This window comes from Nocardia sp. NPDC055002, assembly GCF_053608825.1.
Window position 1 is genome coordinate 146,889 of the sequence record NZ_JBSGWE010000003.1, and the last position, 21,869, is coordinate 168,757.

The following is a 21,869-nucleotide window of genomic DNA, read 5'->3' on the forward strand; positions in this document are numbered from 1 at the left end:
CTAACCTCATGCATAGTGGTGAGTCCAGAGGGCGAATCGTTGTCGTCACCGGCGCCGCCGGGGGAATCGGCGCCGCGATCGCCGCCCGTTTCGCCGGCGAAGCGGGAGTTCTCTCGCTGTGGGACCGCGACCCCGCCGTCCACAAGGTCGCCGCCGATCTGACGGCACGATCGGCTCATGGCATCGAACTGGATGTCAGCGACGGCGCCCAAGTACAGGCCGCCTTCGACCGGCTCACCACGGAATTCGGAACACCCGATGTCGTCGTGCACGCGGCCGGGCACATGGTCGGCGGCTCCGCACTCGAACTCGACCCCCAGGACTGGGCACGCTGCCTGACCGTCAACGCCACCGGCACGATGCTGGTCACCCAGCGCGCGGCCGCCGAAATGGTCCGCGCCGGTCGCGGCGCGATCGTGGTCGTCTCCTCGAACGCGGCCGCCACGCCACGCGTCGCGATGGCCGCCTACGGCGCCGCCAAGGCCGCCGCCACCGCCTTCACCCGCTCGCTGGCTCTGCAAGTCGCGCCGTTCGGCGTGCGGGTGAACCTGGTCTCGCCCGGTTCCACCGATACCCCGATGCTGCGCGAGATGTTCGGCGGCACCGTCGACGACGCGGCCGAGAATGCGCTGCTCGACGGCGACCCGAGTATCTACCGCCTCGGAATTCCGTTGCGCCGCATCGCCACTCCCGCCGATATCGCGGGCTCAGTCCACTTCCTGGCGTCCGAGGACGCCCGCCACATCACGATGCACGACCTGCGGGTCGACGGTGGCGCAACGCTCGACATGTGACCGAGAGGAATGATCACCATCAGTACCGACAGCTCAGACCCCGCTTTCCTGCTGTCCCGCCCGCAGCGGACCGTGTCCGCCACCGCGGGCGGGACCGTCTTCCGCTCGGCACACGACGCGATCACCGCACTGCGCAGCGGCCGGATCAGCCACATCGTCGGCGCGCTACCGTTCACCCCCGGTGCTCCGACCGCGCTGTGGGCGCCGGACTCGGTGACGATCACCGAGGCGCCGCACCACCCCGGTTCCCGGGCGCTCCCCCGCTTCGACCTCGATGCCGCGCTGCCCGCGCCGGAGGAGCACCGCCAGCGCGTCGCCACCGCTGTCGAACTGCTCGCCGATCCCGCGCATCCGTTGCGAAAGGTGGTGCTGGCCCGCGCTGTTCGCGCTCGGGCACCGAAACCTGTTCGAGCACTGGATATCCTGGACCTGATGGTCGCCTCGGACCCGATGTCCAACGGATTCCTGGTCGACCTCTCCGCCGCGGGCGGGCGCTACCCCGGCCGCCACCTGGTCGGCTCCAGCCCCGAGATCCTGGTACGCCGCACCGGAAGTCAGGTCCTGAGCCACCCGCTGGCAGGCTCGGCCCGGCGAATCCTCGACGACAGCGGCGCCGACCGAGCCGCCGCCGACGCACTGCTCGCCTCCACCAAAGACCATGCCGAGCACCGCTTCGTGACCGACCAGGTTTCCGCCGTCCTGCGTGACCGGTGCGCCGAAGTACAAACTCCCGCACCAGAACTCACGGCCACACCGGCAATGTGGCATCTGGGCACGCCGATCACCGCGACAGTCCCGCTCGCCGGGCCATCGGCACTGGAGTTGGCAGTAGCACTGCACCCGACCCCCGCGATCTGCGGCACACCCACCGCGGCGGCCGCCCGCGTGATCGCCGAACTCGAGGGCGAACGCGGCTTCTACGCCGGTGCGGTCGGCTGGTGCGACGCCGACGGCAACGGTGAGTGGATGGTGAGCATTCGCTGCGCCGAGCTGTCCGCCGACGGCACCACCCTGCTCGCGCACGCGGGCGGCGGGATCGTCGCCGCCTCCGACCCCGCCGCCGAATTGGCCGAGACCACCGGCAAATTCCAGCGCATCCTCGGGCCGCTCGGTATCGCCGATCTGCCCGTCACCGTCGGCTGACCCCGCCGACCCAACGCTCAACGGAGACTCCCCATGCCCATTCCCCCGATCGCGCCCTATCCCATGCCGACCGCGGACGAGTTCACCGCCGACCAGGTCGACTGGACCGCCGAGGCCGGCCGCAGCGCACTGCTGATCCACGACATGCAGCAGTACTTCCTCGACGCCTACGACCTCTACCGCGATCCCGCGCGCACCCTCATCGCCAACATCGCCACTCTGCGAGATCACTGCCACCGGTTCGACATCCCGGTCATCTACACGATGCAGCCCGGCGACCAGCATCCGTCACGGCGCGGAATACTCGCCGACTTCTGGGGCACCGGCATGTCCGAGGGCGCCGATACCGAGGTGATCAACGCCATCGCCCCCGACCCGCAGGACATCCAGGTCACCAAGTGGCGCTACTCCGCCTTCCAACGCACCGATCTGCGTGAGCTACTCGGCTACTACGGTCGCGATCAACTCCTCATCACCGGCGTCTACACCCACATGGGCTGCATGCTCAGTGCCGCGGAAGCGTTCATGGGCGACGTGCGCCCCTTCCTCGTCCACGATGCCACCGCCGATTTCAGCCGCGACGAACACATCATGGCGCTGAACTACGTCGCCCGCCGCTGCGGTGCCGTCACCAGCACCGACGATCTGATCCGTCAGCTCGACACCACGAAGGTGGAATCCACCGAACGCCGATCCGCCTGATCGGTACCGACCAAAGGCCCTGCCGTTCCGATCGACGGCAGGGCCTTTTGCCCGCCGAGTCACCCCTGAACCTGCCCAAGAGAAGTAGAAGGAACACCTTTCATGTCAGTTCATCGAATGACGGCGCGCATGCGTGCCGCCGTCGCACTCCTGATCGTCGCGGTGGCCGCGACGGCAGCGGGCTGCGGCAGCTCCACCGCCGACCAGGCCGCCGGCGCAGGCACTCGCCAGGTGGACACCGCCAAGGGCCTCGTCACCGTGCCGGCCGACCCGCAGCGCATCGTGGTCCTCAACGGCGCTCTCGCCGGCTACCTCTTCGACCTGGATGCCAAGGTGAAAGCCGCGGACCCCCGCATTCTGGGCATCACGCTGAAGCCCGACGAGTTTCCCCCGTCCTGGGCGGCGGATGCCGCGGAGCAGGGCACCGAGGCGGTGCCCTCCGGTGAGGACCTGAACCTGGAGTTCATCGCCGCCCAGCGGCCGGACCTGATCATCGGCGGCGGCCCCGGCTTCCCGGGCATGCAGTCGATCAAGAACTACGACAAGCTCACGGCCGTCGCGCCTACCGCGCTCGTACCCTCCGACGCCGCCAACTGGCAGGACCAGTTGAAGTCGGTGGCCGACATCGTGAACCGCCCCGGCAAGGTGGACAGCATGATCACCACCTACAACGACAAGGTCGCGAAGGTGAAGTCCGGCGTGAAGCTGCCGCAGGGCGCGACGGCCGTGATGCAGTCCCAATCGGACGGCAAGCCCATCCTGCTCGCCACCAACACCCCGCTGGCCACACTGCTCGCCGACGTCGGATTCACCATCGACGACAAGATCGAAGCGAAAGCGGGCAACCCGCCCCGGCCCGCGGCGGGCGACTGGGTGACCTTCAGCCCCGAACTACTGAGCACCGTCGTCGACGCTCCGGTGCTGTTCGTGCTCTCGGTCGACAACGGCCGCGATATCGCCCAGCTGAAGGCAGATCCGGCGCTCGCGATACTCCCAGCCTTCCAGAAGGGTCAGGTCTACGAGCTGCCCGCGGACAGCAAACGGCCGGACTACCGGGTTGCCATGGCGACCCTCGACCTGTTGGCCGAGCGCTTCAAGTGAGACAGCCGTCGGCGGCCCGCTGACCTAGCGCGCCGACGAAGCCCAGGGCTCGGTGGCCCGCACCGTCTGGTCGTCGACGCGATCACCTGCCTGCTCGGCAGAGTGGGTGATCGAAGTCGGGATCTTGGGAAACGCGTGGGCGTGGTGGCGCCCGATCCAGGTGAGCAGCTCCTCGCGGACCGCGCAGCGCAGGGTCCACGCGTCGTCGGCATCGGCGGCCGACATCGTCGCGCGGACGACGATGTCGGTCGGCGTGCTGTCGGTCACCAGCAGGTTCCAGTTGCGGCCGTCCCATTCCCGGCACTCGCGCAGGTAGGTGTGCAGGTGCTCACGCAGCGCGGGCACCGGGGTGCTGTGGTCGAGGTGCAGCAGTACTGTGCCGGTGACCTGCGAGCCGCCCCGCGACCAGTTCTCGTAGGGCTGGCTGTTGAAGTAGGACACCGGCATGGTGAGCCTGCGGTCGTCCCAGATCCGCACGGTCAGGAAGGCCAGGGTGATCTCCTCGACAGTTCCCCACTCCCCTTCCACGACAACGGTATCGCCGATCTTGACCGAGTCGCCGAAGGCGATCTGCAACCCGGCCATGAGATTGCTCAATGTCGACTGGGCGGCAACACCGACGATGATGCCGATCACGCCCGCCGAGGCCAACATCGACGTGCCGAGGGTCCGCAGACTCGGGAACAGCAGCAGGATGGCCACCGCGGCGGTGGTGACCACCAGCACCGAGGTGACGATGCGACGCACCAGTCCGAGCTGGGTGCGCAACTGGCGCACGCGCGAAACCTCGCTGGCGCGTTGGGCATAGCGGCCCAGCAGACTTTCGGCGACCACATCGGTAGCCCGGATGACCAACCACACCGCGGCGATGATGGCCGCCGTCGCCAGGAAGCTCCGGATCACCACGTCCTGGCGCAGGTCGAGCTCGGCAAGCGGGTAGACCGCGTGCAGGGTGACCGTCCCGAGCAGAACCTGAAGCGGCAGTTGCAGTCGCCGCAGCGACGGCAGATGGACGCTGGGACTGCGGCGCGCCGCGTAGCGCAGCACCCGCTCTACCAGCAAACCCACCGACACCGTGATCGCCACCGTAGCGAGCAGCACGATGATCGGCCGTAATATCTCCTCCACGAGATCGAACTCCTCTCGTTGCCGGCTTGCCTCAGCTGCGGCATACCCACACCCGCCGGCCACAGACATGACCGTCTGATTGCGAGTCGTAGGGTCGGCACAACGACAAGAGGCTCCGCTGTTCAACGCGAACAGCGGAGCCTCTTGCGGTTGTATTCGGCTGTCTTACAGCGCCTTCAGTTCCTCGGTGACCGCACCGACGGACTTCTTCGCATCACCGAACAGCATCGAGGTGTGGTCGGCGTAGAACAGCGGGTTGTCGATACCGGCGAAGCCGGAGTTCATCGAGCGCTTGAGCACGATGACGCTCTTGGCCTGGTCGACATTGAGCACCGGCATGCCGTAGATCGGGCTGGACTTGTCGTCGCGGGCCGCCGGGTTGGTGACGTCGTTGGCGCCGATGACCAGGACCACATCGGTACGGTTGAACTCACCGTTGATGTCGTCCATTTCCTTCATCGCGTCGTAGGACACCTCGGCCTCGGCCAGCAGCACGTTCATGTGACCGGGCATGCGACCGGCGACCGGGTGGATCGCGTACTTGACCTCGACACCCTTGCCCTCGAGCAGCAGCGCCATCTCCTTGACCGCGTGCTGGGCCTGCGCCACGGCCATGCCGTAGCCCGGGACCACGATCACCTGGTTGGCGTAGGCCATCTGGATCGCGGCGTCGGCGGCGGAGGTGGCCTTCGCGGTCTTGGCCTCACCGTCACCCGCACCTGCCACAGCGCCGCCGCCACCGAAGCCACCGGCCACGATCGCGGGGATGGAGCGGTTCATGGCCTTGGCCATCAGGTTGGTGAGGATGGTGCCCGAGGCGCCGACGATCATGCCCGCGACGATCATCGCGGTGTTGTTCAGCGCCAGACCCGCGGCCGCGGCCGACAGACCGGTCAGGGCGTTGAGCAGCGAGATGACGACCGGCATGTCCGCGCCACCGATGGGCAGCACGACCATCAGGCCGAGCACACCGGCGAGCACGAGCAGGCCGATCATCCACAGCTGCGAAACGCCACCGTTGTCGGCACCGAGGCCGATCACGACGGCGCACACGATCGCGCCGACGAGCAGGATCAGGTTCAGCGGCTGCTGCAAGCGGCCGACGCTGATCGGCTTGCCGGACAGGAGTTCCTGCAGCTTCGCGAAGGCGATGATCGAGCCCCAGAAGGAGATCGAGCCGATCACCGCGGCGAACAGCGAACCGATGATGATGTGGATGGTCGGCTCTTCGTGCAGCTGCGAGAAGCCCGCGCTGTCGACGAATTCGGCCCACGCGATCAACGCGACGGTGCCACCACCGACGCCGTTGAACGCCGCGACCAGCTGCGGCATCTCGGTCATCTTGGTGCGGATGGCGGGCGGAACACCCAGTGCCACACCGACGATCAGACCGGCGGCGATGAGAATCCAGTTGAGCAGGGCCGCGTGCCGCACCGAGATCAAGGTGGCGACCACCGCGATACCCATACCGACAGCGGCGATCTGGTTGCCGCGCACGGCCGTCTTCGGGCCGGTCAGGCCCATCAGACCGTAGATGAACATGGAGAAGGCCACGATGTAGAGGCCGTTGACCAGGTAGGTCATGTTGTCGACTGCGTGCATCACTCGGCCGCCTTCTTCTTACCCTTGAACATGCCGAGCATGCGGTCGGTGACCACGAAGCCACCGATGACGTTCAGTGTTCCGAACACCACCGCGACGAACAGGATCACCTGTACGAGCAGCGAGGGGTCCTTCACATTGCCCAGGGTCACCAGCGCACCGAGCACGACGATGCCGTGAATGGCGTTGGTGCCCGACATCAGCGGGGTGTGCAGGGTGTTGGGGACCTTGGAGATCACGGCGAAACCGACGAAGCCGGAAAGCACGAGGATCGCGATGTTGGCGAGAAGTTCGGTGTACATCAGGCTTCCACCTCACGGGTGACGCAGGAATCCGCCAGGACCTGATCTTCGAAGTCGGGGGCGAGCTTGCCGTCGACCAGCATCAGTTCCAGCAGCGCCGAGATGTTCTTCGAGTACAGCTCGGAAGCGTGCTCGGGCATCGTGGCGGGCAGGTTCAGCGGCGAGGCGATGGTCACCTCGTGCTTGACCACGACCTCGCCGGGCTCGGTGAGCTCGCAGTTGCCACCGGTCTCACCGGCCAGGTCGACGATCACGCTGCCGGGCTTCATGCCCTCGACAGCGGCCGCGGTGACCAGGCGCGGTGCGGGGCGACCCGGCACCAGCGCGGTGGTGATCACGACGTCGAAGCCCTTGATGGCGTCTTCGAGCGCCTTCTGCTGCTGGGCCTTCTCCTCGTCGGTGAGTTCGCGGGCGTACCCACCCTCACCGGCGGCGTCGATCCCCAGATCCAGCCACTGCGCACCGACCGAGCGCACCTGATCGGCGACCTCGGGACGCACGTCGTAACCGGTGGTCCGCCCGCCGAGCCGCTTGGCCGTGGCCAGCGCCTGCAGACCGGCGACACCGACACCGAGCACCAGCACGGTGGCCGGCTTCACGGTGCCCGCGGCGGTGGTCAGCATCGGGAAGAACCGGGTCGACTCCGACGCGGCGAGCAGCACGGCCTTGTACCCGGCCACGTTCGCCTGCGAGGACAGGGCATCCATCACCTGGGCGCGCGAGATACGCGGAATCGCCTCGACGGCGAAAGCCTGCACACCGGCGGACTTCAGCGCGCCGATCTGATTCTCGGCATTGCGCGGCGCCAGGAAACCGATCAGGGTCTGCCCGGAGGACAGCTTGCCCACCTCGGCATCACTGGGCGGGGCGACCTTGACGACGACCTCGGCCGACCATGGGTCACCGATGGTCGCGCCTGCCTCTACATAGGCAGCGTCGGGAATGAGAGCGCCGAGGCCGGCACCGGCTTCCACGATCACCTCGACACCCTGCTTGGACAGGGCGGGGATGATCTTGGGCACCAATGCGACTCGCCGCTCACCCGGGCCGGACTCGCGAACGACTCCGACACGCGCTCCGCGCGGCGAACCCTCGCCCACGTTTTGCGTTGTCTCCACTAGTCAGACTTCCTTTTCGTGCTGGCTTCGAGCCTGGGAACAACGGGGCGCCGAAGTTACCTGTGAGTAAGTTCGACTGAAATCCTGGCAACTGTACTCGGCTCGCGGTGAGCCTAGCGGAGATGCCCGTCACAACGGAGAACTGGACTGACGACCACAAAACGGACACCGCGGCCCTCGTCAGCAGTGACAACCAGCTCCCGGCCCGGCAGACACCGGTCGGTGCCCACACCGAGATTCGTCGCCGCAGGTGGGACACGCAAGAGCGCACATCCACGTCGGTTACTTACCTCGACGTCCGACTCCGGGCCGGACGCCCGCGCATCCGACGAGACGTGATGCGCGTCATGGTAGTGACCCGTTCGGGCTGTTGCGCGACCCAGATCACACCGTAGGGTCGAGGCCGTGAACGACTGCGCCTTCTGTCTGATCGTGGCGGGTGCCGCACCGGCAACCATGGTCTACTCCGACGACGCGGTCTGCGCGTTCCTCGACATCCGTCCCATCACCCGTGGCCATACCCTGATCGTTCCCAAGGTCCACGCGACCGAACTCGACGATCTCGATCCCGACCTCGGCGCCCGGATCTTCCGCACCGGCCACCGTCTGGCCCGCGCCCTGCGCCTGAGCGGGCTGGCGAGCGACGGCGCCAACCTCATCCTCAACGACGGCACCGCCGCGTTCCAGACCGTCGGCCACGTCCACCTGCACGTGGTCCCCCGCAAGCACGGTGACAAACTCACCTTCGCCAAGGGTTTCCTGCTGCGTCGCCCGCACGAACCGAATTCGACCGCAGCGGCGATCCGCGCCGGCCTCACCGCGCTCGACCAGAGCGAAGCAGAAGGAGCACAGGGATGATCGAGACGCCGGGGCGCGAACAACTCATCGACCTGCTCGCCGAGCAGTGGGAAGCCATCGCGCTGCTGGTCACCGACCTCGACGAAAAGGCTTGGCGCCGAACATCTCCGCTGCCCGGCTGGACCCTGTTCGACGTGGTCGCGCACGTGATCGGCACCGAGTCGTGGTTACTCGGCGAGACACCGCCGCCGCACGATCCCCTGCGTCCCAAGACCGACGTGCGAACCCTGCCGCATGTCCGCAACGAAGTGGCCGTGCTCAACGAGATCTGGGTCGACCGGTTGCGCCCGCTCTCCGGCAAGCGGCTGCTCGCGCTGTTCGACGAGACCACCGAGCGTCGCCGGGCGGCACTGGCCGCCATGGACGACGACGCCTGGCAGGCGCCGACCGTTTCGCCGGTGGGGCAGGTCCCTTACGGGCGGTTCATGCGGGTGCGGCTGTTCGATTGCTGGATGCACGAACTCGACCTCGCCGACGGGATCGGGCGCAGCGTGCCCGAGGGTGGCGCGCGGGCCGAGGCCGCGTTTGCCGAACTGACCATCGGTCTCGGCCGCGCGGTGGTGAAAGGCGCCAAGGCGCCGGATGGTTCGCTGATCACGCTGGACCTGACCGGTCCGGTGACCAGGCAGGTGCACCTGTCGGTCGCCGGTGGGCGCGGATCGGTTCTCGACGAGGTTTCCGACGAGCCGACCACCGTGATCCGCGTGGACTCCGGGCTTTTCGCGCGACTGCGCGGTGGGCGCACCACCGCCGACCGGCACCCCGGCGAAGTCGTCGTCGAGGGCGATACCGCGCTCGGTGAGCGGCTCGTACGGAATCTGGCGTTCACCATCTGATGCGGCTTTTCCTGGCGTCGTACAGGTTCGGTGGTTTCGCCGATCGGCTCGTCGGGCTCGTCGGTGCGCCGGGACGCGTCGCGGTGATTCCGAACGCGTGTGACGCGTGGCCCGATGCCTGGTCGTCGGCGGTGACGAGCGATGTGAAACCGCTGGAGCAACAGGGCTATTCGCCGGACGTGCTGGATCTGCGCGAGTACGCCGGGCAGCCGGAGCGGCTGGAACGGCACCTGCGCGGGTTCCCGATGGTCTGGGTGCGCGGCGGCAACACGTTCGTTCTCCGCGCCCAATTCGCCCGCAGTGGAGCCGATTCCGTGCTGCCCGCGTTGTTGCGCGAGGACGCGCTGGTCTACGCGGGCTACAGCGCGGGCGCGTGCCTGCTCGGACCCGATCTGCACGGGCTGGAAACCATGGATGACCCCGCCGAGGTGCTACCCACCACCGGCATCGAACCACAGTGGGACGGACTGGGTTTGGTCGATCGTCGCCTGATCGTCCACCTCGACTCCCCCACCGACCCGGATGGCGACTCTGCCGCGATGCTGGCCCACTGCGTCGCCGAGGACATTCCGCACTGGGCGCTCACCGACAACGACGTCGTCCTGGTCGACGGCGATCGCACCGAGGTGCTCCGGGGTTGACGCCGCGGGCACACCGACGCGCGATCACGCGGCGGTCGTCGTCGCCGCCACCGCTGACCGGCGGCGGAAGACGAGCCAGCGCATCGCGCAGTACATGTACACGGCCTCGCAACCGCCCGCGAGCAACCTGGCCAGGTGATACTCCAGGCCGAGCGCGGTGAGACCAGAGCCGACGCCGAGGATGAACGCCAGGTAGTTCACCAGGACCACGACCACGTACACCGCCGCCTGCTTGCCCATCGGCGCGTGGGAGTGGAAGTTGAACGTGCGGTTGAGCAGGAAGCTCAGCCCGAACGCCACAATGTAGGCGAGGGTGATCGACAGCCAGACGGGCACACCGAAACCGCCGTGCAGCAGTGTGAGCAGCAGCAGGTCGACACCGAAGGTGAAGCTGTTGATCAGCGCGAAGCCGAGGAACGTCGCGGGCACATACCGGTCGAGCCCCCACGGCAACCGGGCGACGACCGCCTCACACCAACGGGTGAATCGATCGGCCACCGATTCGGTGACGCTCGCCTGATGCTCCACGCGGCCAGCCTGCCAGCGGCAGATGAAGCCAGGGTGAGCAACCGGCAAACGGGTGGGCCGAGCAGCTAGCGGCTGACCGCCGCGATCGGGCGAGTATCGAACGAGGCCCACGCGGCGAGGCAGCGGCGACGGGTGAGCTCATCGGCCTCGGCGAGCAGAGCGTCCCGCAGCAACGCGGGGTCGGCCGCCCAGCGTGCGGCGATCTCGGCCAGCGCCCGGGCATCGAACATCCCGGTCGATTCCAGCGCGGACAGCCATTCGTGATGTGCGCCGGTGTGCACACAACGCATCACCTCGGTGTCGATGCCCGCGTCGGCGAACTCCGCGGCCAGCAGAGCACCCACCAGCTCGCCGCGGTCCTGCGGTTCCTTCATCATCGCCAGTCCTCCCTACGAAAAGCGGTGCGGCGCAACAACGTCGCATGATCGATGCGCGCGGAGCGCACCCGTGGAGCAGAACTCGAAACACGCTGGGCGGCGAGGCGATTCACCGTCGAACACACCCTGTCAGGGCATTGTGACGGATTGGACGGCGTATATACCAACGGGGCGCGCCAGATCACACCTATGCGTGGATTTCCTTGTTCGGGCCCACATCACATCCGGTCGATCACCAGGCATTCTTCTGCCCTGGCGTGGTTCACGTGCGCGCCCGGTCCGCGATCGGCCAGGACGAACTGCCCGCGACGGACGGGGTGCGCGGGTTAGCGTGAACAGGTGGACGAGCGCAGCGGTGACCTCGATTCGTTGATTTCGGCGTTGTCGGACGGGGCGGTCGTCATCGACCCCGATCTGCTGGCGGGCTACCGACAGGACTGGGCGCGCGATCCCGACGCGGGCACGCCGCTGGCGGTGGTGCGGGCGCGCGGCACCGCCGATGTCGCCGCCACGCTGCGGTGGGCGCACGCGAACAAGGTCCCGGTGGTGCCGCGGGGGGCCGGGACGGGCCTGTCCGGTGGGGCCACCGCGGTGGACGGCGGGATCGTGCTCAGCACCGAGCTGATGCGGGAGATCCACGTCGACGCGGTGACCCGGATCGCGGTGGCCCAGCCCGGGCTGCTCAACGCCGAGGTGAAGCGGGCCGTCGCCGCGGAGGGGCTGTGGTATCCGCCGGACCCGTCCTCGTTCGAGATCTGCTCGATCGGCGGCAACGCGGCGACCAACGCCGGCGGGCTGTGCTGCGTGAAGTACGGCGTGACCACCGACTATGTGCTCGGCATGGAAGTGGTGCTGGCCGACGGGACCGTGGTGCGGCTCGGCGGGCCGCGACTCAAGGACTCGGCCGGGTTGTCGCTGACGAAACTGTTCGTCGGGAGCGAGGGCACGCTCGGCGTGATCACCGAACTCACCCTGCGCCTGCTGCCGGCGCAGCCTCCGCAGTCGACCGTCGTGGCGAGTTTCGGCTCGCTCACCGCGGCGACCGACGCGATCCTGGCGATCACCTCGACCCTGCGCCCCGCCATGCTCGAATTCATGGACACCGTCGCGATCAACGCCGTCGAGGACGAGATGCGGATGGGGTTGGACCGCACCGCCGCCGCGCTGCTGGTCGCCCGCTCCGACGCCCCCGGCGAATTCGCCGGGCACGAAGCGCAGGTGATGGTGGGGCTGTGCGAGAAGGCCGGTGCGACCGAGGTTTTCCACACCGCCGATGCCACCGAAGGTGAGGCCTTCACCGCCGCCCGACGATTCGCGATTCCCGCCGTGGAGAAGATCGGGCCGCTGCTGCTCGAAGACGTCGGCGTGCCGTTGCCCCGGCTCGGCGACCTGATCGCCGGCGTCACCGCCATCGGCGAACGCAACGACGTGCTCGTCTCGCTCATCGCGCACGCGGGCGACGGCAACACCCACCCGCTGATCGTGCACGACCCCACCGACCCCGACAACACCGCACGCGCCCACCGCGCCTTCGGCGAGATCATGGACCTGGCCATCGCCCTCGGCGGCACCATCACCGGCGAACACGGCGTCGGCCGCTTGAAAAAGGCCTGGCTGCCCGACCAGGTCGGCCCCGACGTCATGGCGCTGACCCGCCGCATCAAGGACGCACTCGACCCCGAAGGCATCCTCAACCCCGGCGCGGTCCTCTGACCGGGTTAGCATCCGAGGCATGACCACCAGGCTCGAGCACAACGTCGCCGACACCCGCTACGAGATCTACCACGACGATGTCCTCGCGGGATACGCCGACTACGCCGAACGCGAAGACACCGAACTCCGCGACTTCCACCACACCATGACCTTCCCCGAATTCCGCGGCCGGGGAGTAGCGGCCGAAGTCGTGAAATACGGGCTCGACGACTCCCGCGAACACGGCTATCAGATCATCCCCACCTGCTGGTACGTCGAAAAATACATCGCCGAACACCCCGAATACGCCGACCTCGTCCCGTAATAGCTACACGGCGCTGCCCGCCACATTCGTGTTGTGTACCGAACTGACCCACCAGGTGTCGTTGTGTTCGGTGAAAACCCATGTGCCGCGGTTGGTTACCGAGAAATTCGGGGTGCGCAGTGTCTGCTCGACAGTGACGATCGCGTGCCCGCCGGAAAGGAAACGCGCGGCGAGAATCGTGTAGCGCGCTTCGGCGTCCGGGCTGTTGCGCATCGCCGTCCGGTGATAGGCGTGCAGTTCGTCCCAGCCCAGAAAGACACTGCCCGCCGGGTTGACGAAAGCGACGTCGTCGGTGAAGACACTGTCGAAGGCGTCGGCGTCTTTTGCCGCGAGTGCGGCTTCGAGACTTCCGAACACGCCGGTGATCGCGGCCAGAGCGATGTCTTGATCCTGTGCGACTACGGCAGCCCTCGGGCGCGCGCCAGATGCGTCAACAGTCATCGTTCCAACATACGTATGTCGCCGTCTGCCGACCCGAATCCGCGTGCCCCGCACAGCAATCGACCGGGTGTTCCGGCCTGCCCCTCGTAAACGACCTGGACGAGGAGAAGCAGGCGATGTGGAACACCCGGTCGGGTGCGGGAATCAGCCCTTGAGCAGGTTACGAGCCATCACCAGGCGCTGGATCTGGTTGGTGCCCTCGTAGATCTGGGTGATCTTCGCGTCGCGCATCATGCGCTCGACCGGGAAGTCGGTGGTGTAGCCGGCGCCACCGAAGAGCTGGACGGCGTTGGTGGTGACCTCCATGGCCACGTCCGAGGCGAAGCACTTGGCGGCGGCGGAGATGAAGCCGAGGTTCTTCTCGCCACGCTCGGCGCGGGCGGCCGAGGTGTAGACCATCAGGCGGGCGGCCTCGATCTTCATGGCCATGTCGGCCAGCATGAACTCGGTGTTCTGGAAGCTGGCGATGGTCTTGCCGAACTGCTTGCGATCCTTGGTGTAGGCGATCGCGGCGTCCAGCGCGCCCTGGGCCAGGCCGACGGCCTGCGCGCCGATGGTCGGGCGGGTGTGGTCGAGGGTCTGCAGCGCGGTCTTGAAACCGGTGCCGGGCTCGCCGACGATGCGGTCGCCGGGGATGCGGCAGTTCTCGAAGTACAGCTCGGCGGTGGGCGAACCCTTGATGCCCAGCTTGTGCTCGAGCGGGCCGACCACGAAGCCCTCGTCGTCCTTGTGGACCAGGAACGAGGAGATGCCGTTGGCGCCCTTGTCGGCGTCGGTCACGGCCATCACGGTGTACCAGGAGGACTTGCCGCCGTTGGTGATCCAGCACTTGGAGCCGTTGAGGATCCAGTCGTCGCCGTCGGCCTTGGCGCGGGTGCGCATCGCGGCGGCGTCGGAACCGGCCTCACGCTCGGACAGCGCGTAGGAGGCCATCTCGCCGTTGACGATATCGGCCAGGACCTTGGTCTTGAGCTCTTCGGAGCCGTTGAGGATCAGGCCCATGGTGCCGAGCTTGTTCACGGCGGGGATCAGCGAGGACGAGCCGCAGACGCGGGCGACTTCCTCGATCACGATACAAGTGGCGACCGAGTCGGCGCCCTGGCCGCCGTAGGCCTCCGGCACGTGCACGGCGTTGAAGCCCGCGGCGTTCAGCGCGGTGAGCGCCTCCTCCGGGAAGCGGGCGTTGCCGTCGACGTCCTTGGCGTAAGGAGCGATTTCCTTCTCGGCGAGGCCGCGGATGGCGCCGCGCAGCTCGTCGTGGAAGTCCTCGAGCTTGAACAGATCGAAATCGGGGTTACCAGCCATCGGGGGCACACTCCTGGTCGTGGTCGTGATCGCTGCGGTCTCACAGCGCGTGTGGCGTCGGCACGCAGTGCCAATCTACCGAGGATTATACGCGCGGCACTCTATCGCTACATGCGGATATATGGTTGGCACTCAGTGTCACTGTCGAGCGCTTCGGCTCAGGTGGCGCTCACAGGTTACCGAGGCGCGCGGTGAGAAGATCGGCCACCTTGCGCGGCGGCATGTCGCGGGGGAACACGGCGAGCACCATGTCGTCGGACTCGCTCGGCGCCCTGCGGCCGCGCGGGATCATGGCCAGTTCAGTGCGCAGATCGGCGACCGCCGCCCCCGATTCGCCGCGCACCATCCGCCGCAGCAAGTAGTTGTGCGTGGCGGTGACAGCGGCCGTGTACTGCACCCGGACCAGATCGGGCACCTCCGGCAACCGGCCGCGCAGGAACTCGGTGAACAGCCGCTCGTACCGGAACACCGTGACGATCTCGCGCTCACGCAACGCGGGCACCCGCCGCACCACCTGATACCGCCGCGCCGCGATGTCGCGCCACTGCGTGAACCGCTCGAACACCCCGATCACAGCCTCGCACACCGCTTCCCACGGATCCCCGTCGCCGACCCCCTCGAGAAATTCCTGCGCCGAGGCCAGCTGGAACTCGTGATCAGCGAAGATCACATCCTCTTTGGACCGGAACTGCCGAAAGAAGGTCCGCCGCGAGATCCCCGCCGCCACCGCGATCTCATCCACCGTCGTCGCCTCGTACCCCCGCTCGGCGAACAATCGCAACGCCTGATCAACCACCGTGAGCCGAAACTGCGCCGCGTCATCGTGTGCCACGGGGGTCAACCGTAGTCACTGCTCCGCAAGCGCCTCACCTGACGTCGGGAACGTCGTCAGCCGAGGAGTTTGGTGCGCAGGGCTTCGTCCTTGTCGAGGACCATTTTCTCGAGGCCGGCCTGGAACTGTTCCATGCGGGTGCACAGGGAGTCGTCGGAGGTGCCGAGGATGCGGGCGGCCAGCAGGCCCGCGTTGCGGGCGCCGCCGATGGAGACGGTGGCTACCGGGACGCCTGCGGGCATCTGGACGATGGAGAGCAGGGAGTCCATGCCGTCGAGGTACTTCAGGGGGACGGGGACGCCGATGACGGGCAGGGGGGTGGCCGAGGCGACCATGCCGGGGAGGTGGGCTGCGCCGCCCGCGCCCGCGATGATCACCTTCAGGCCGCGGCCTGCGGCTTCACGGGCGTAATCGAGCATGCGCTGGGGGGTGCGGTGGGCTGAGACGACGCCCACTTCGAAGCGGATGCCGAATTCGGCGAGGGCCTCGGCGGCGGCTTCCATGGTGGGCCAGTCGGAGTCGCTGCCCATGATCAGGCCGACCTGGGGTCCGTTGGTGCTCACGTGGGTTCCTTAAAGTGGTCGAAAGCGTTGTGGTCGAAGCGGTTTCACGCGCCGTGCGGGTCCCAGCCGTCGGTCCAGACGGCATGCGACATCCAGTGCGCCGCCCGCTCGGCCTTTTCGCGGACCTCGACGGCGTCGTCACCGAGGATATTGAGGTGACCGATCTTGCGGTCGGGCCGTTCGCCCTTGCCGTAGAGGTGCACCTTGGCCTCGGGCAGGCGGGCGAACAGGTGGTGCAGGCGCTCGTCCATCGACATCTCGGGAGCCTCGGCCGCACCGAGGATGTTCGCCATCACCGTCACCGGGGCGAGCGGTGTCGTATCACCGAGCGGGTAGTCCAGGACCGCGCGCAGGTGCTGCTCGAACTGGCCGGTGCAGGCACCGTCCATGCCCCAGTGACCCGAGTTGTGCGGGCGCATCGCGAGCTCGTTCACCAGGAGTTCGCCGTCGTGGGTCTCGAACAGCTCGACGGCCATGACGCCCACCACACCCAGACCCGCGGCGAGCTCCAGCGCCATGGTCTCGGCGCGCGCGGCGAGGTCCTCGTCCAGGTCCTGGGCAGGGGCGATCACCACGGCGCACTGACCGTTGCGCTGCACGGTCTCCACGACCGGCCAGGTCGCGGCCTGGCCGAACGGCGACCGCGCGACCATCGCCGACAGCTCCCGCTTCAAGGAGACCTTCGACTCGGCCAGCAACTGCACACCGTGCGCGAGCTGGTCGGTGACCAGCCGGGTGGCCTCGGCCGCGTCGGCGGGCATCCACACGCCACGACCGTCGTACCCGCCGCGCACGGCCTTCAGCACGAACGGCCAGCCGTGTTCGTCGCCGAAGGCCACCGCGTCCGCGGGCGCGGCGACCTCGACGAACGCCGGAACCGGCAGACCCAGCGCGGACAGCTTCGTCCGCATGGCCAGCTTGTCCTGGGCGAAGATCAGCGCCTGCGGCGGCGGCGCCACGTTCACGCCCTCGGCGACCAGCACGTCGAGGTGCTCGGTCGGCACGTGCTCGTGATCGAAGGTCAGCGCGTGCGAACCGCGCGCGGCCTTTCGCAGCGCGGACAGGTCGTCGTGGCTGCCGAGCACGACGTCGGGGGTGACCTGGGCGGCGGGGTCGTCCGGCCGCTCGGCGAGCACCCGTAGACGCTGGCCCAGGGCTACCGCGGCCTGGTGCGTCATACGCGCGAGCTGGCCCCCACCGACCATCGTGACGGTGGGCATGGCTGACGGATCGAATGAACGTGCACTCACGTCGTGCAATGTTGTCATGTCGAATGCGAATGTTTGCGACCGGTACACTCAGAACTCGTGTCAATCGTCGACGACGTGGTCAGCGTCCTTCCCCCGCGCCTGCGAGAAATCGCGATCAGGCATAAAGAGCTGATCAAATTCGCCCTCGTCGGCGCCACGACGTTCGTGATCGACAGCGGCCTGTACTACCTCCTGAAATGGACGATTCTCGCCGACAAACCGCTCACCGCCAAGATCATCTCGGGCGTGGTGGCGGTGATCGCTTCCTACATCCTCAACCGAGAATGGTCGTTCAAGAATCGGGGCGGCCGGGAGAAGCATCACGAGGCGCTGCTGTTCTTCGCGGTGAGCGGGATCGGGGTGGTTCTGGCCAATATCCCGCTGTGGATCTCGATCTATGGACTCGACCTCCGCGAACCGCATGTGAGCTTCGTCGTCGCGAACGTGGCCGATTTCTTCAGCGCGTTCATCATCGGCAACCTGCTGCAGATGGCGTTCCGCTTCTGGGCCATGCGGCGCTGGGTGTTCCCCGACGAGATCGACGAGATCGTCGCCGAGTTCGAGGAACTGATCGAAGAAGAGCCCCTCGGTCAATCCTGAGTCGGCCAATCCTGAGTCAGCGCGGCTCGGTTAGGGTCGCGTTCTGCGGGCCTTTGAGCTTGGAACCGAGGAACACCGCGAACAGGGCCGGACGGCGACGCTGCAACTCGAGCCGACCACCGTCGGCCTCGACCAGCGCGCGGGCCAGCGCGAGACCGACACCGGTCGAACCGCCCGCGGAGAAACCACGATCGAAGATGTGCGGCGCCAGTTCGTCGCGCACCCCCTCGCCCTCGTCGGACACCTCCACACAGATCAGCGGGTCGCGAGAGCTCATCGTCGGGACCGTGCGCACCGAGATCGTGCAGGTGCCGCCGCCGTGCATCAGGGCATTGTCGACCAGCACCGCGACGGCCTCGCGCAGCCGCGAACCGGTGATCGGGGCCTGCAGGGACTCGTCGCCGAGCAGCAGCAGTTCGCGCCCGGTCTCGTGGAACGGGTGGGTCCACTCGGTGACGACACCGCGCAGTTCCGCCATCACCGGCACCGGATCGCGGTCGGTGGCGTCTTCGTCGCGGGACGCGCGGACCAGGTCGTCGATGGCATCGGTGAGCCGGTCGACCTGCGCCATCGCCTCCTCGGCCTCGTGCACCACCTCCGGGTCGGCGTGGGTGGACAACTCGTCCAGGCGCAGGCGAACGGCGGTCAGGCGGCTGCGTAGCTGGTGGGAAACGTCGGCCACCAGCGCGTGCTCGCGTTGCAGGCGGCCCGCGATCTCGACGGTCGCCGAATCGAGCACATCGGAGACCCGGTCCAGTTCGGCGATGCCGTGGCGGCGCGGATCGGGCCGGAAGTCACCCATCGCCAGCCGGGCCGCCCTGGCGGCCACATCGCGCAGCGGGTCGGCGACGCGGCGCGCGGTCACCACCGCGACCGAGAACGCCGCACCCAGCGAGGCGAGCACGGCCAGCGCCACCGCGGCCACCGCCTGCTCCTGGCGGGAATGCATCGGCCCGGCGGGCACCTCGAGCCGCAGCGAACCGGACGTGCCCATCGACAGCGATTCGACCAGCGGATCCGCCACCTCCGCGACGCCGATATCGGTGCGCGCGGCATTGTCGTGCGGCGCCGGATAGACGATGGTGAGCTTGCCGCCCTCGGGCACCAGCGCGCTCATGGCGCGCACGTCGAGACCGTCGTGGACGGTCCCGTCGACCCGTTCCTGGGCGATCACCTCGGTCGAGATCCGGTCGAGGCGACTCTGCAGATCGTTGCGGGTGATGTCTTCGACCCACAGCCACGCGGTGTAGATCAGCGGCACGCCGAGCACCACCGTGGTGATGGTCAGCACGGTCAGGATCGAGCGCAGGATGCGACGGCGCACGCCCGTCAGCCTCGGTGCGAGGTGGGTCCGTCGGTATTGAGCCGGAACCCCACACCGCGCACGGTGACGATGCGACGCTCCGCCATCGGGCCCTCGTCGCCGATCTTGCGACGCAACCAGGACATGTGCATGTCGAGCGTCTTGGAGCCGCGCAGGTCGGCGTCGCCCCAGACCTCGCGCAGGATGGTCTCGCGCGCCACCACCTGGCCCGCCCGGTCGATGAGGACCTTGAGCAGCTCGTACTCCTTGTTGGCCAGGTTCACCTCGGCCCCGTTGACCAGCACGCGCCGCGCCGCGGGTTCGAGCCGGATCGCGCCGACCTCCACCGCGTCGTCCCCGATCCCGCTGCGCCGCAACAGGGCTCGCACGCGGGCGAGGAGTTCGGCCAGCCGGAACGGTTTGCCCACGTAGTCGTCGGCGCCCGCGTCGAGACCGACCACGAAGTCGACCTCGTCGGTGCGGGCGGTGAGCATCAGCACGGCCAGATCGGCCCCGCTCGCACGCACCTGCCGGCACACTTCCAGCCCGTCCATGCCGGGCAGGCCGAGATCGAGGATCAGCAGGTCGTGGTTGCCCTCGAGGGCGCGGCGCAACACCGCCGGGCCGAAGCGCTCGACGGTGACGGTGTAGCCCTCACGCCCCAGTGCACGCGACAGGGGTGCGGCGATCGCCTCGTCGTCTTCGGCCAGCAGAACAGCGGTCATCTGCACAGGTTAAATGTTTCTGATCAGCGAGGACGGGCAGCTCACCGGTAGCCGCCGCCCCAGTGCTGCTCGTTGGCGGAACGTCCCGCCTCGAAGACCTGGTGGTAGAGCAGCGAATGGACCTGCTGGACCTGGGGCACGTCGTCGTACTCGAGCGGCTCCTCCGACGAGGAGCCGATGATCAGGGTGCCGGTGCCGAGCGCCCGGTCCAGCAGACCGTGGCGGAACTGCACGCTGGAGATCCGGCTGAGCGGGATATCGATGCCGGTGTGGGTGAGCACGCCCTGGCGCACCAGCACCCGCCGCCCGGTGACGATGAAATGCGTCGACTTCCAGGCGATCACGCGCGCGACGACCCGCCACGCGACCAGCCCGAGCCAGGCCAGCCCGATCAGGATCAGCAACACCGTGCGCACGTGACCGGTGGTGTTGCGCCAGGCCAGGCCGCCGAGGAAACCGGCGATCGCGGTCACGACGATGAGAGTGACGATGGGCCACACCAACATTTTCCAGTGCGGGTGGCGGTGCAGGATCAACTGCTCGTCGGGCGCGAGGACATCCTCCGGGTAACCCATGATGCGACAGTACCGCGCTGGCACATCGAGTCCGGTGACAGTCACACCGCATTTCTCGATGCCACTGCCGAGGCGATACTGTGGATTACACGCTAGATGCCAGGTTTTGTCCTTATCTGCTTGCTCGACACCGACAGTGGAGGCACGCGTGACCGAAGATCTGACTCAGCTCGAAATCCTCACGGCCCTCGAACCTGTGGCCGAACAGAACCTCAACCGGCACCTTTCCATCGCCAAGGACTGGAATCCGCACGATTACGTCCCGTGGGAGGAAGGCCGCAATTTCGCCGCGATGGGCGGAAGCGATTGGGAGCCATCACAATCCAGGCTCACCGATGTCGCCAAGGCGGCGATGATCACCAATCTGCTCACCGAGGACAACCTGCCGTCCTACCACCGCGAGATCGCCGAGAACTTCTCCCTCGACGGCGCGTGGGGCACCTGGGTGGGCCGCTGGACCGCCGAGGAGAACCGCCACGGCATCGTGATCCGCGACTACCTCGTCGTCACCCGCGGCGTCGACCCGGTGGCGCTGGAGGAAGCGCGGATGGTCCACATGACCCAGGGCGCGCACGCACCGGCGAACTGGGGTGGATTCCTGGTGAACGTCGCGTATGTGACGTTCCAGGAGCTGGCCACCCGGGTGAGCCACCGCAATACCGGTCGCGTGTGCGACGACCCGATCGCCGACAAGATGCTGGCCCGCGTCGCCACCGACGAGAACCTGCACATGATCTTCTACCGCAACCTGTGCGCGGCGGCCCTCGACCTGGCTCCCGACCAGGCGATGCCCGCGATCACCAAGGTGCTCACCAATTTCCAGATGCCGGGCGCGGGCATGCCCAACTGGCGGCGCAACGGCGTGCTGATGGCCAAGCACGGCATCTACGATCTGCGCCAGCACCTCGACGAGGTGGTACGCCCGGTGCTCAAGCAGTGGAACGTCTTCGACCGCAACGACTTCGGTGCGCGTGGTGAGGCAGCGCGCGATGAACTCGCGCTGTTCATCGACAAGCTGGAGAAGGACGTGCTGCGGTTCGAGGAGCAGCGCGACCGGCTGCTGGCGCGCGAGCGCGAGGTGGCCGAGCGCGCGACCGCGGGTGCGGGCGCACACTGATCCGTCTCGGC

The 21,869-nt window shown here is 67.7% G+C and carries 25 protein-coding genes; 11 read left to right on the forward strand and 14 right to left on the reverse strand.

Translation table 11 applies throughout. From position 1 onward, the window contains the following. Positions 1-8 precede the first annotated feature (8 nt). The 4 genes from ACWF99_RS12955 to ACWF99_RS12970 all read left to right on the forward strand — a co-directional run bounded on the left by ACWF99_RS12955 (position 9) and on the right by ACWF99_RS12970 (position 3,740). On the forward strand, positions 9-794 hold the full coding sequence (locus ACWF99_RS12955; RefSeq protein WP_452536021.1) for an SDR family oxidoreductase: 786 nt from the start codon (positions 9-11) through the stop codon (positions 792-794). Positions 795-803: 9 nt separating this feature from the next. Continuing rightward, positions 804-1,937, forward strand: a complete 1,134-nt coding sequence (locus ACWF99_RS12960; protein ID WP_452536022.1) for an isochorismate synthase — start codon at positions 804-806, stop codon at positions 1,935-1,937. Between the two features lie 33 nt (positions 1,938-1,970). Further along, positions 1,971-2,639 carry an isochorismatase family protein gene (locus tag ACWF99_RS12965; protein ID WP_378635635.1) on the forward strand — a complete coding sequence of 223 codons (669 nt, stop codon included), beginning with the start codon at positions 1,971-1,973 and terminating at the stop codon, positions 2,637-2,639. A 102-nt stretch (positions 2,640-2,741) separates the two neighbouring features. After that, the gene (locus ACWF99_RS12970; protein ID WP_452536023.1) at positions 2,742-3,740 is read left to right on the forward strand and encodes an ABC transporter substrate-binding protein; all 999 of its coding nucleotides are present in this window, start codon (positions 2,742-2,744) and stop codon (positions 3,738-3,740) included. A gap of 24 nt (positions 3,741-3,764) precedes the next feature. Here ACWF99_RS12970 and ACWF99_RS12975 read toward each other — a convergent pair whose 3' ends face one another. The 4 genes from ACWF99_RS12975 to ACWF99_RS12990 all read right to left on the reverse strand — a co-directional run bounded on the left by ACWF99_RS12975 (position 3,765) and on the right by ACWF99_RS12990 (position 7,890). Further along, the gene (locus tag ACWF99_RS12975; protein ID WP_452536025.1) at positions 3,765-4,868 is read right to left on the reverse strand and encodes a mechanosensitive ion channel family protein; all 1,104 of its coding nucleotides are present in this window, start codon (positions 4,866-4,868) and stop codon (positions 3,765-3,767) included. 165 nt (positions 4,869-5,033) lie between these two features. Continuing rightward, positions 5,034-6,452 carry an NAD(P)(+) transhydrogenase (Re/Si-specific) subunit beta gene (locus tag ACWF99_RS12980; RefSeq protein WP_378635814.1) on the reverse strand — a complete coding sequence of 473 codons (1,419 nt, stop codon included), beginning with the start codon at positions 6,450-6,452 and terminating at the stop codon, positions 5,034-5,036. 17 nt (positions 6,453-6,469) lie between these two features. Then, entirely contained in the window at positions 6,470-6,772 is a 303-nt protein-coding gene (locus ACWF99_RS12985; RefSeq protein WP_056818017.1) for an NAD(P) transhydrogenase subunit alpha, read from the reverse strand. Next, the gene (locus tag ACWF99_RS12990; RefSeq protein ID WP_379220494.1) at positions 6,772-7,890 is read right to left on the reverse strand and encodes a Re/Si-specific NAD(P)(+) transhydrogenase subunit alpha; all 1,119 of its coding nucleotides are present in this window, start codon (positions 7,888-7,890) and stop codon (positions 6,772-6,774) included. The genes ACWF99_RS12985 and ACWF99_RS12990 overlap by 1 nt, the downstream gene beginning before the upstream one ends. Before the next feature lie 405 nt (positions 7,891-8,295). On the opposite strand from ACWF99_RS12990, the gene ACWF99_RS12995 reads away from it, so the two are divergent. The 3 genes from ACWF99_RS12995 to ACWF99_RS13005 are packed head-to-tail and all read left to right on the forward strand — an operon-like array spanning position 8,296 to position 10,225. Further along, positions 8,296-8,748 carry an HIT family protein gene (locus tag ACWF99_RS12995; RefSeq protein WP_378635626.1) on the forward strand — a complete coding sequence of 151 codons (453 nt, stop codon included), beginning with the start codon at positions 8,296-8,298 and terminating at the stop codon, positions 8,746-8,748. Continuing rightward, positions 8,745-9,584, forward strand: coding sequence for a maleylpyruvate isomerase N-terminal domain-containing protein (locus ACWF99_RS13000; RefSeq protein ID WP_452536026.1), 840 nt, complete (start codon positions 8,745-8,747; stop codon positions 9,582-9,584). The genes ACWF99_RS12995 and ACWF99_RS13000 overlap by 4 nt, the downstream gene beginning before the upstream one ends. Then, complete coding sequence (locus tag ACWF99_RS13005; protein ID WP_378635620.1) at positions 9,584-10,225, forward strand: Type 1 glutamine amidotransferase-like domain-containing protein; 642 nt, start codon at positions 9,584-9,586, stop codon at positions 10,223-10,225. Before ACWF99_RS13000 ends, ACWF99_RS13005 begins: the two co-directional genes overlap by 1 nt. Positions 10,226-10,249: 24 nt before the next feature. Here ACWF99_RS13005 and ACWF99_RS13010 read toward each other — a convergent pair whose 3' ends face one another. Together ACWF99_RS13010 and ACWF99_RS13015 are read right to left on the reverse strand one after the other, a co-directional pair. Further along, positions 10,250-10,753, reverse strand: a complete 504-nt coding sequence (locus ACWF99_RS13010; RefSeq protein WP_452536028.1) for a GtrA family protein — start codon at positions 10,751-10,753, stop codon at positions 10,250-10,252. A gap of 65 nt (positions 10,754-10,818) precedes the next feature. Then, entirely contained in the window at positions 10,819-11,130 is a 312-nt protein-coding gene (locus tag ACWF99_RS13015; RefSeq protein WP_378635615.1) for a hypothetical protein, read from the reverse strand. A 339-nt stretch (positions 11,131-11,469) separates the two neighbouring features. Between ACWF99_RS13015 and ACWF99_RS13020 the strand changes: the two genes are divergently transcribed. Together ACWF99_RS13020 and ACWF99_RS13025 are read left to right on the forward strand one after the other, a co-directional pair. Next, on the forward strand, positions 11,470-12,843 hold the full coding sequence (locus tag ACWF99_RS13020) for an FAD-binding oxidoreductase (protein ID WP_378635612.1): 1,374 nt from the start codon (positions 11,470-11,472) through the stop codon (positions 12,841-12,843). 19 nt (positions 12,844-12,862) lie between these two features. Next, on the forward strand, positions 12,863-13,147 hold the full coding sequence (locus ACWF99_RS13025; RefSeq protein WP_378635610.1) for a GNAT family N-acetyltransferase: 285 nt from the start codon (positions 12,863-12,865) through the stop codon (positions 13,145-13,147). Between the two features lie 3 nt (positions 13,148-13,150). On the opposite strand, the gene ACWF99_RS13030 is transcribed toward ACWF99_RS13025, so the two are convergent. From ACWF99_RS13030 to ACWF99_RS13050, 5 genes are all read right to left on the reverse strand, one after another. Further along, positions 13,151-13,588 carry an SgcJ/EcaC family oxidoreductase gene (locus ACWF99_RS13030; protein ID WP_452536029.1) on the reverse strand — a complete coding sequence of 146 codons (438 nt, stop codon included), beginning with the start codon at positions 13,586-13,588 and terminating at the stop codon, positions 13,151-13,153. A 144-nt stretch (positions 13,589-13,732) separates the two neighbouring features. Further along, positions 13,733-14,893 (reverse strand): acyl-CoA dehydrogenase, encoded by a 1,161-nt coding sequence (locus tag ACWF99_RS13035; RefSeq protein WP_067447997.1) that lies wholly within the window; start codon positions 14,891-14,893, stop codon positions 13,733-13,735. A gap of 169 nt (positions 14,894-15,062) precedes the next feature. Beyond that, complete coding sequence (locus ACWF99_RS13040) at positions 15,063-15,725, reverse strand: TetR family transcriptional regulator (protein WP_378635605.1); 663 nt, start codon at positions 15,723-15,725, stop codon at positions 15,063-15,065. Between the two features lie 56 nt (positions 15,726-15,781). Continuing rightward, entirely contained in the window at positions 15,782-16,288 is a 507-nt protein-coding gene (gene purE / locus ACWF99_RS13045) for a 5-(carboxyamino)imidazole ribonucleotide mutase (RefSeq protein ID WP_452536031.1), read from the reverse strand. Positions 16,289-16,332: 44 nt separating this feature from the next. Then, positions 16,333-17,556 carry a 5-(carboxyamino)imidazole ribonucleotide synthase gene (locus ACWF99_RS13050; protein WP_452536033.1) on the reverse strand — a complete coding sequence of 408 codons (1,224 nt, stop codon included), beginning with the start codon at positions 17,554-17,556 and terminating at the stop codon, positions 16,333-16,335. A gap of 39 nt (positions 17,557-17,595) precedes the next feature. Here ACWF99_RS13050 and ACWF99_RS13055 point away from each other — a divergent pair, with 39 nt between their 5' ends. Continuing rightward, complete coding sequence (locus tag ACWF99_RS13055; RefSeq protein WP_378635597.1) at positions 17,596-18,138, forward strand: GtrA family protein; 543 nt, start codon at positions 17,596-17,598, stop codon at positions 18,136-18,138. Between the two features lie 16 nt (positions 18,139-18,154). On the opposite strand, the gene ACWF99_RS13060 is transcribed toward ACWF99_RS13055, so the two are convergent. Genes ACWF99_RS13060 through ACWF99_RS13070 form a run of 3 tightly spaced genes read right to left on the reverse strand, consistent with a single transcriptional unit; the run spans position 18,155 to position 20,741 of the window. Beyond that, positions 18,155-19,462 carry a sensor histidine kinase gene (locus tag ACWF99_RS13060; protein ID WP_378635594.1) on the reverse strand — a complete coding sequence of 436 codons (1,308 nt, stop codon included), beginning with the start codon at positions 19,460-19,462 and terminating at the stop codon, positions 18,155-18,157. 5 nt (positions 19,463-19,467) lie between these two features. Then, entirely contained in the window at positions 19,468-20,166 is a 699-nt protein-coding gene (locus ACWF99_RS13065) for a response regulator transcription factor (RefSeq protein WP_056818039.1), read from the reverse strand. Positions 20,167-20,207: 41 nt separating this feature from the next. Continuing rightward, on the reverse strand, positions 20,208-20,741 hold the full coding sequence (locus ACWF99_RS13070) for a PH domain-containing protein (protein ID WP_378635591.1): 534 nt from the start codon (positions 20,739-20,741) through the stop codon (positions 20,208-20,210). Between the two features lie 148 nt (positions 20,742-20,889). Between ACWF99_RS13070 and ACWF99_RS13075 the strand changes: the two genes are divergently transcribed. Continuing rightward, a complete protein-coding gene (locus ACWF99_RS13075) occupies positions 20,890-21,858 on the forward strand; it encodes an acyl-ACP desaturase (RefSeq protein ID WP_452536035.1) in 969 nt (322 codons plus the stop codon). Positions 21,859-21,869: the final 11 nt, after the last annotated feature.

Coding starts and splice junctions, on each gene's coding strand:
- ACWF99_RS12960 (WP_452536022.1), top strand. CDS start 804: ATGATCACCATCAGTACCGACAGCTCAGACCCCGCTTTCCTGCTGTCC.
- ACWF99_RS13035 (WP_067447997.1), bottom strand. CDS start 14,893: ATGGCTGGTAACCCCGATTTCGATCTGTTCAAGCTCGAGGACTTCCAC.
- ACWF99_RS13005 (WP_378635620.1), top strand. CDS start 9,584: ATGCGGCTTTTCCTGGCGTCGTACAGGTTCGGTGGTTTCGCCGATCGG.
- ACWF99_RS12985 (WP_056818017.1), bottom strand. CDS start 6,772: ATGTACACCGAACTTCTCGCCAACATCGCGATCCTCGTGCTTTCCGGC.
- ACWF99_RS13015 (WP_378635615.1), bottom strand. CDS start 11,130: ATGATGAAGGAACCGCAGGACCGCGGCGAGCTGGTGGGTGCTCTGCTG.
- ACWF99_RS12955 (WP_452536021.1), top strand. CDS start 9: ATGCATAGTGGTGAGTCCAGAGGGCGAATCGTTGTCGTCACCGGCGCC.
- ACWF99_RS13070 (WP_378635591.1), bottom strand. CDS start 20,741: ATGGGTTACCCGGAGGATGTCCTCGCGCCCGACGAGCAGTTGATCCTG.
- ACWF99_RS13030 (WP_452536029.1), bottom strand. CDS start 13,588: ATGACTGTTGACGCATCTGGCGCGCGCCCGAGGGCTGCCGTAGTCGCA.
- ACWF99_RS12980 (WP_378635814.1), bottom strand. CDS start 6,452: ATGACCTACCTGGTCAACGGCCTCTACATCGTGGCCTTCTCCATGTTC.
- ACWF99_RS13065 (WP_056818039.1), bottom strand. CDS start 20,166: ATGACCGCTGTTCTGCTGGCCGAAGACGACGAGGCGATCGCCGCACCC.
- ACWF99_RS13000 (WP_452536026.1), top strand. CDS start 8,745: ATGATCGAGACGCCGGGGCGCGAACAACTCATCGACCTGCTCGCCGAG.
- ACWF99_RS12965 (WP_378635635.1), top strand. CDS start 1,971: ATGCCCATTCCCCCGATCGCGCCCTATCCCATGCCGACCGCGGACGAG.
- ACWF99_RS13050 (WP_452536033.1), bottom strand. CDS start 17,556: ATGACAACATTGCACGACGTGAGTGCACGTTCATTCGATCCGTCAGCC.
- ACWF99_RS12970 (WP_452536023.1), top strand. CDS start 2,742: ATGTCAGTTCATCGAATGACGGCGCGCATGCGTGCCGCCGTCGCACTC.
- ACWF99_RS13025 (WP_378635610.1), top strand. CDS start 12,863: ATGACCACCAGGCTCGAGCACAACGTCGCCGACACCCGCTACGAGATC.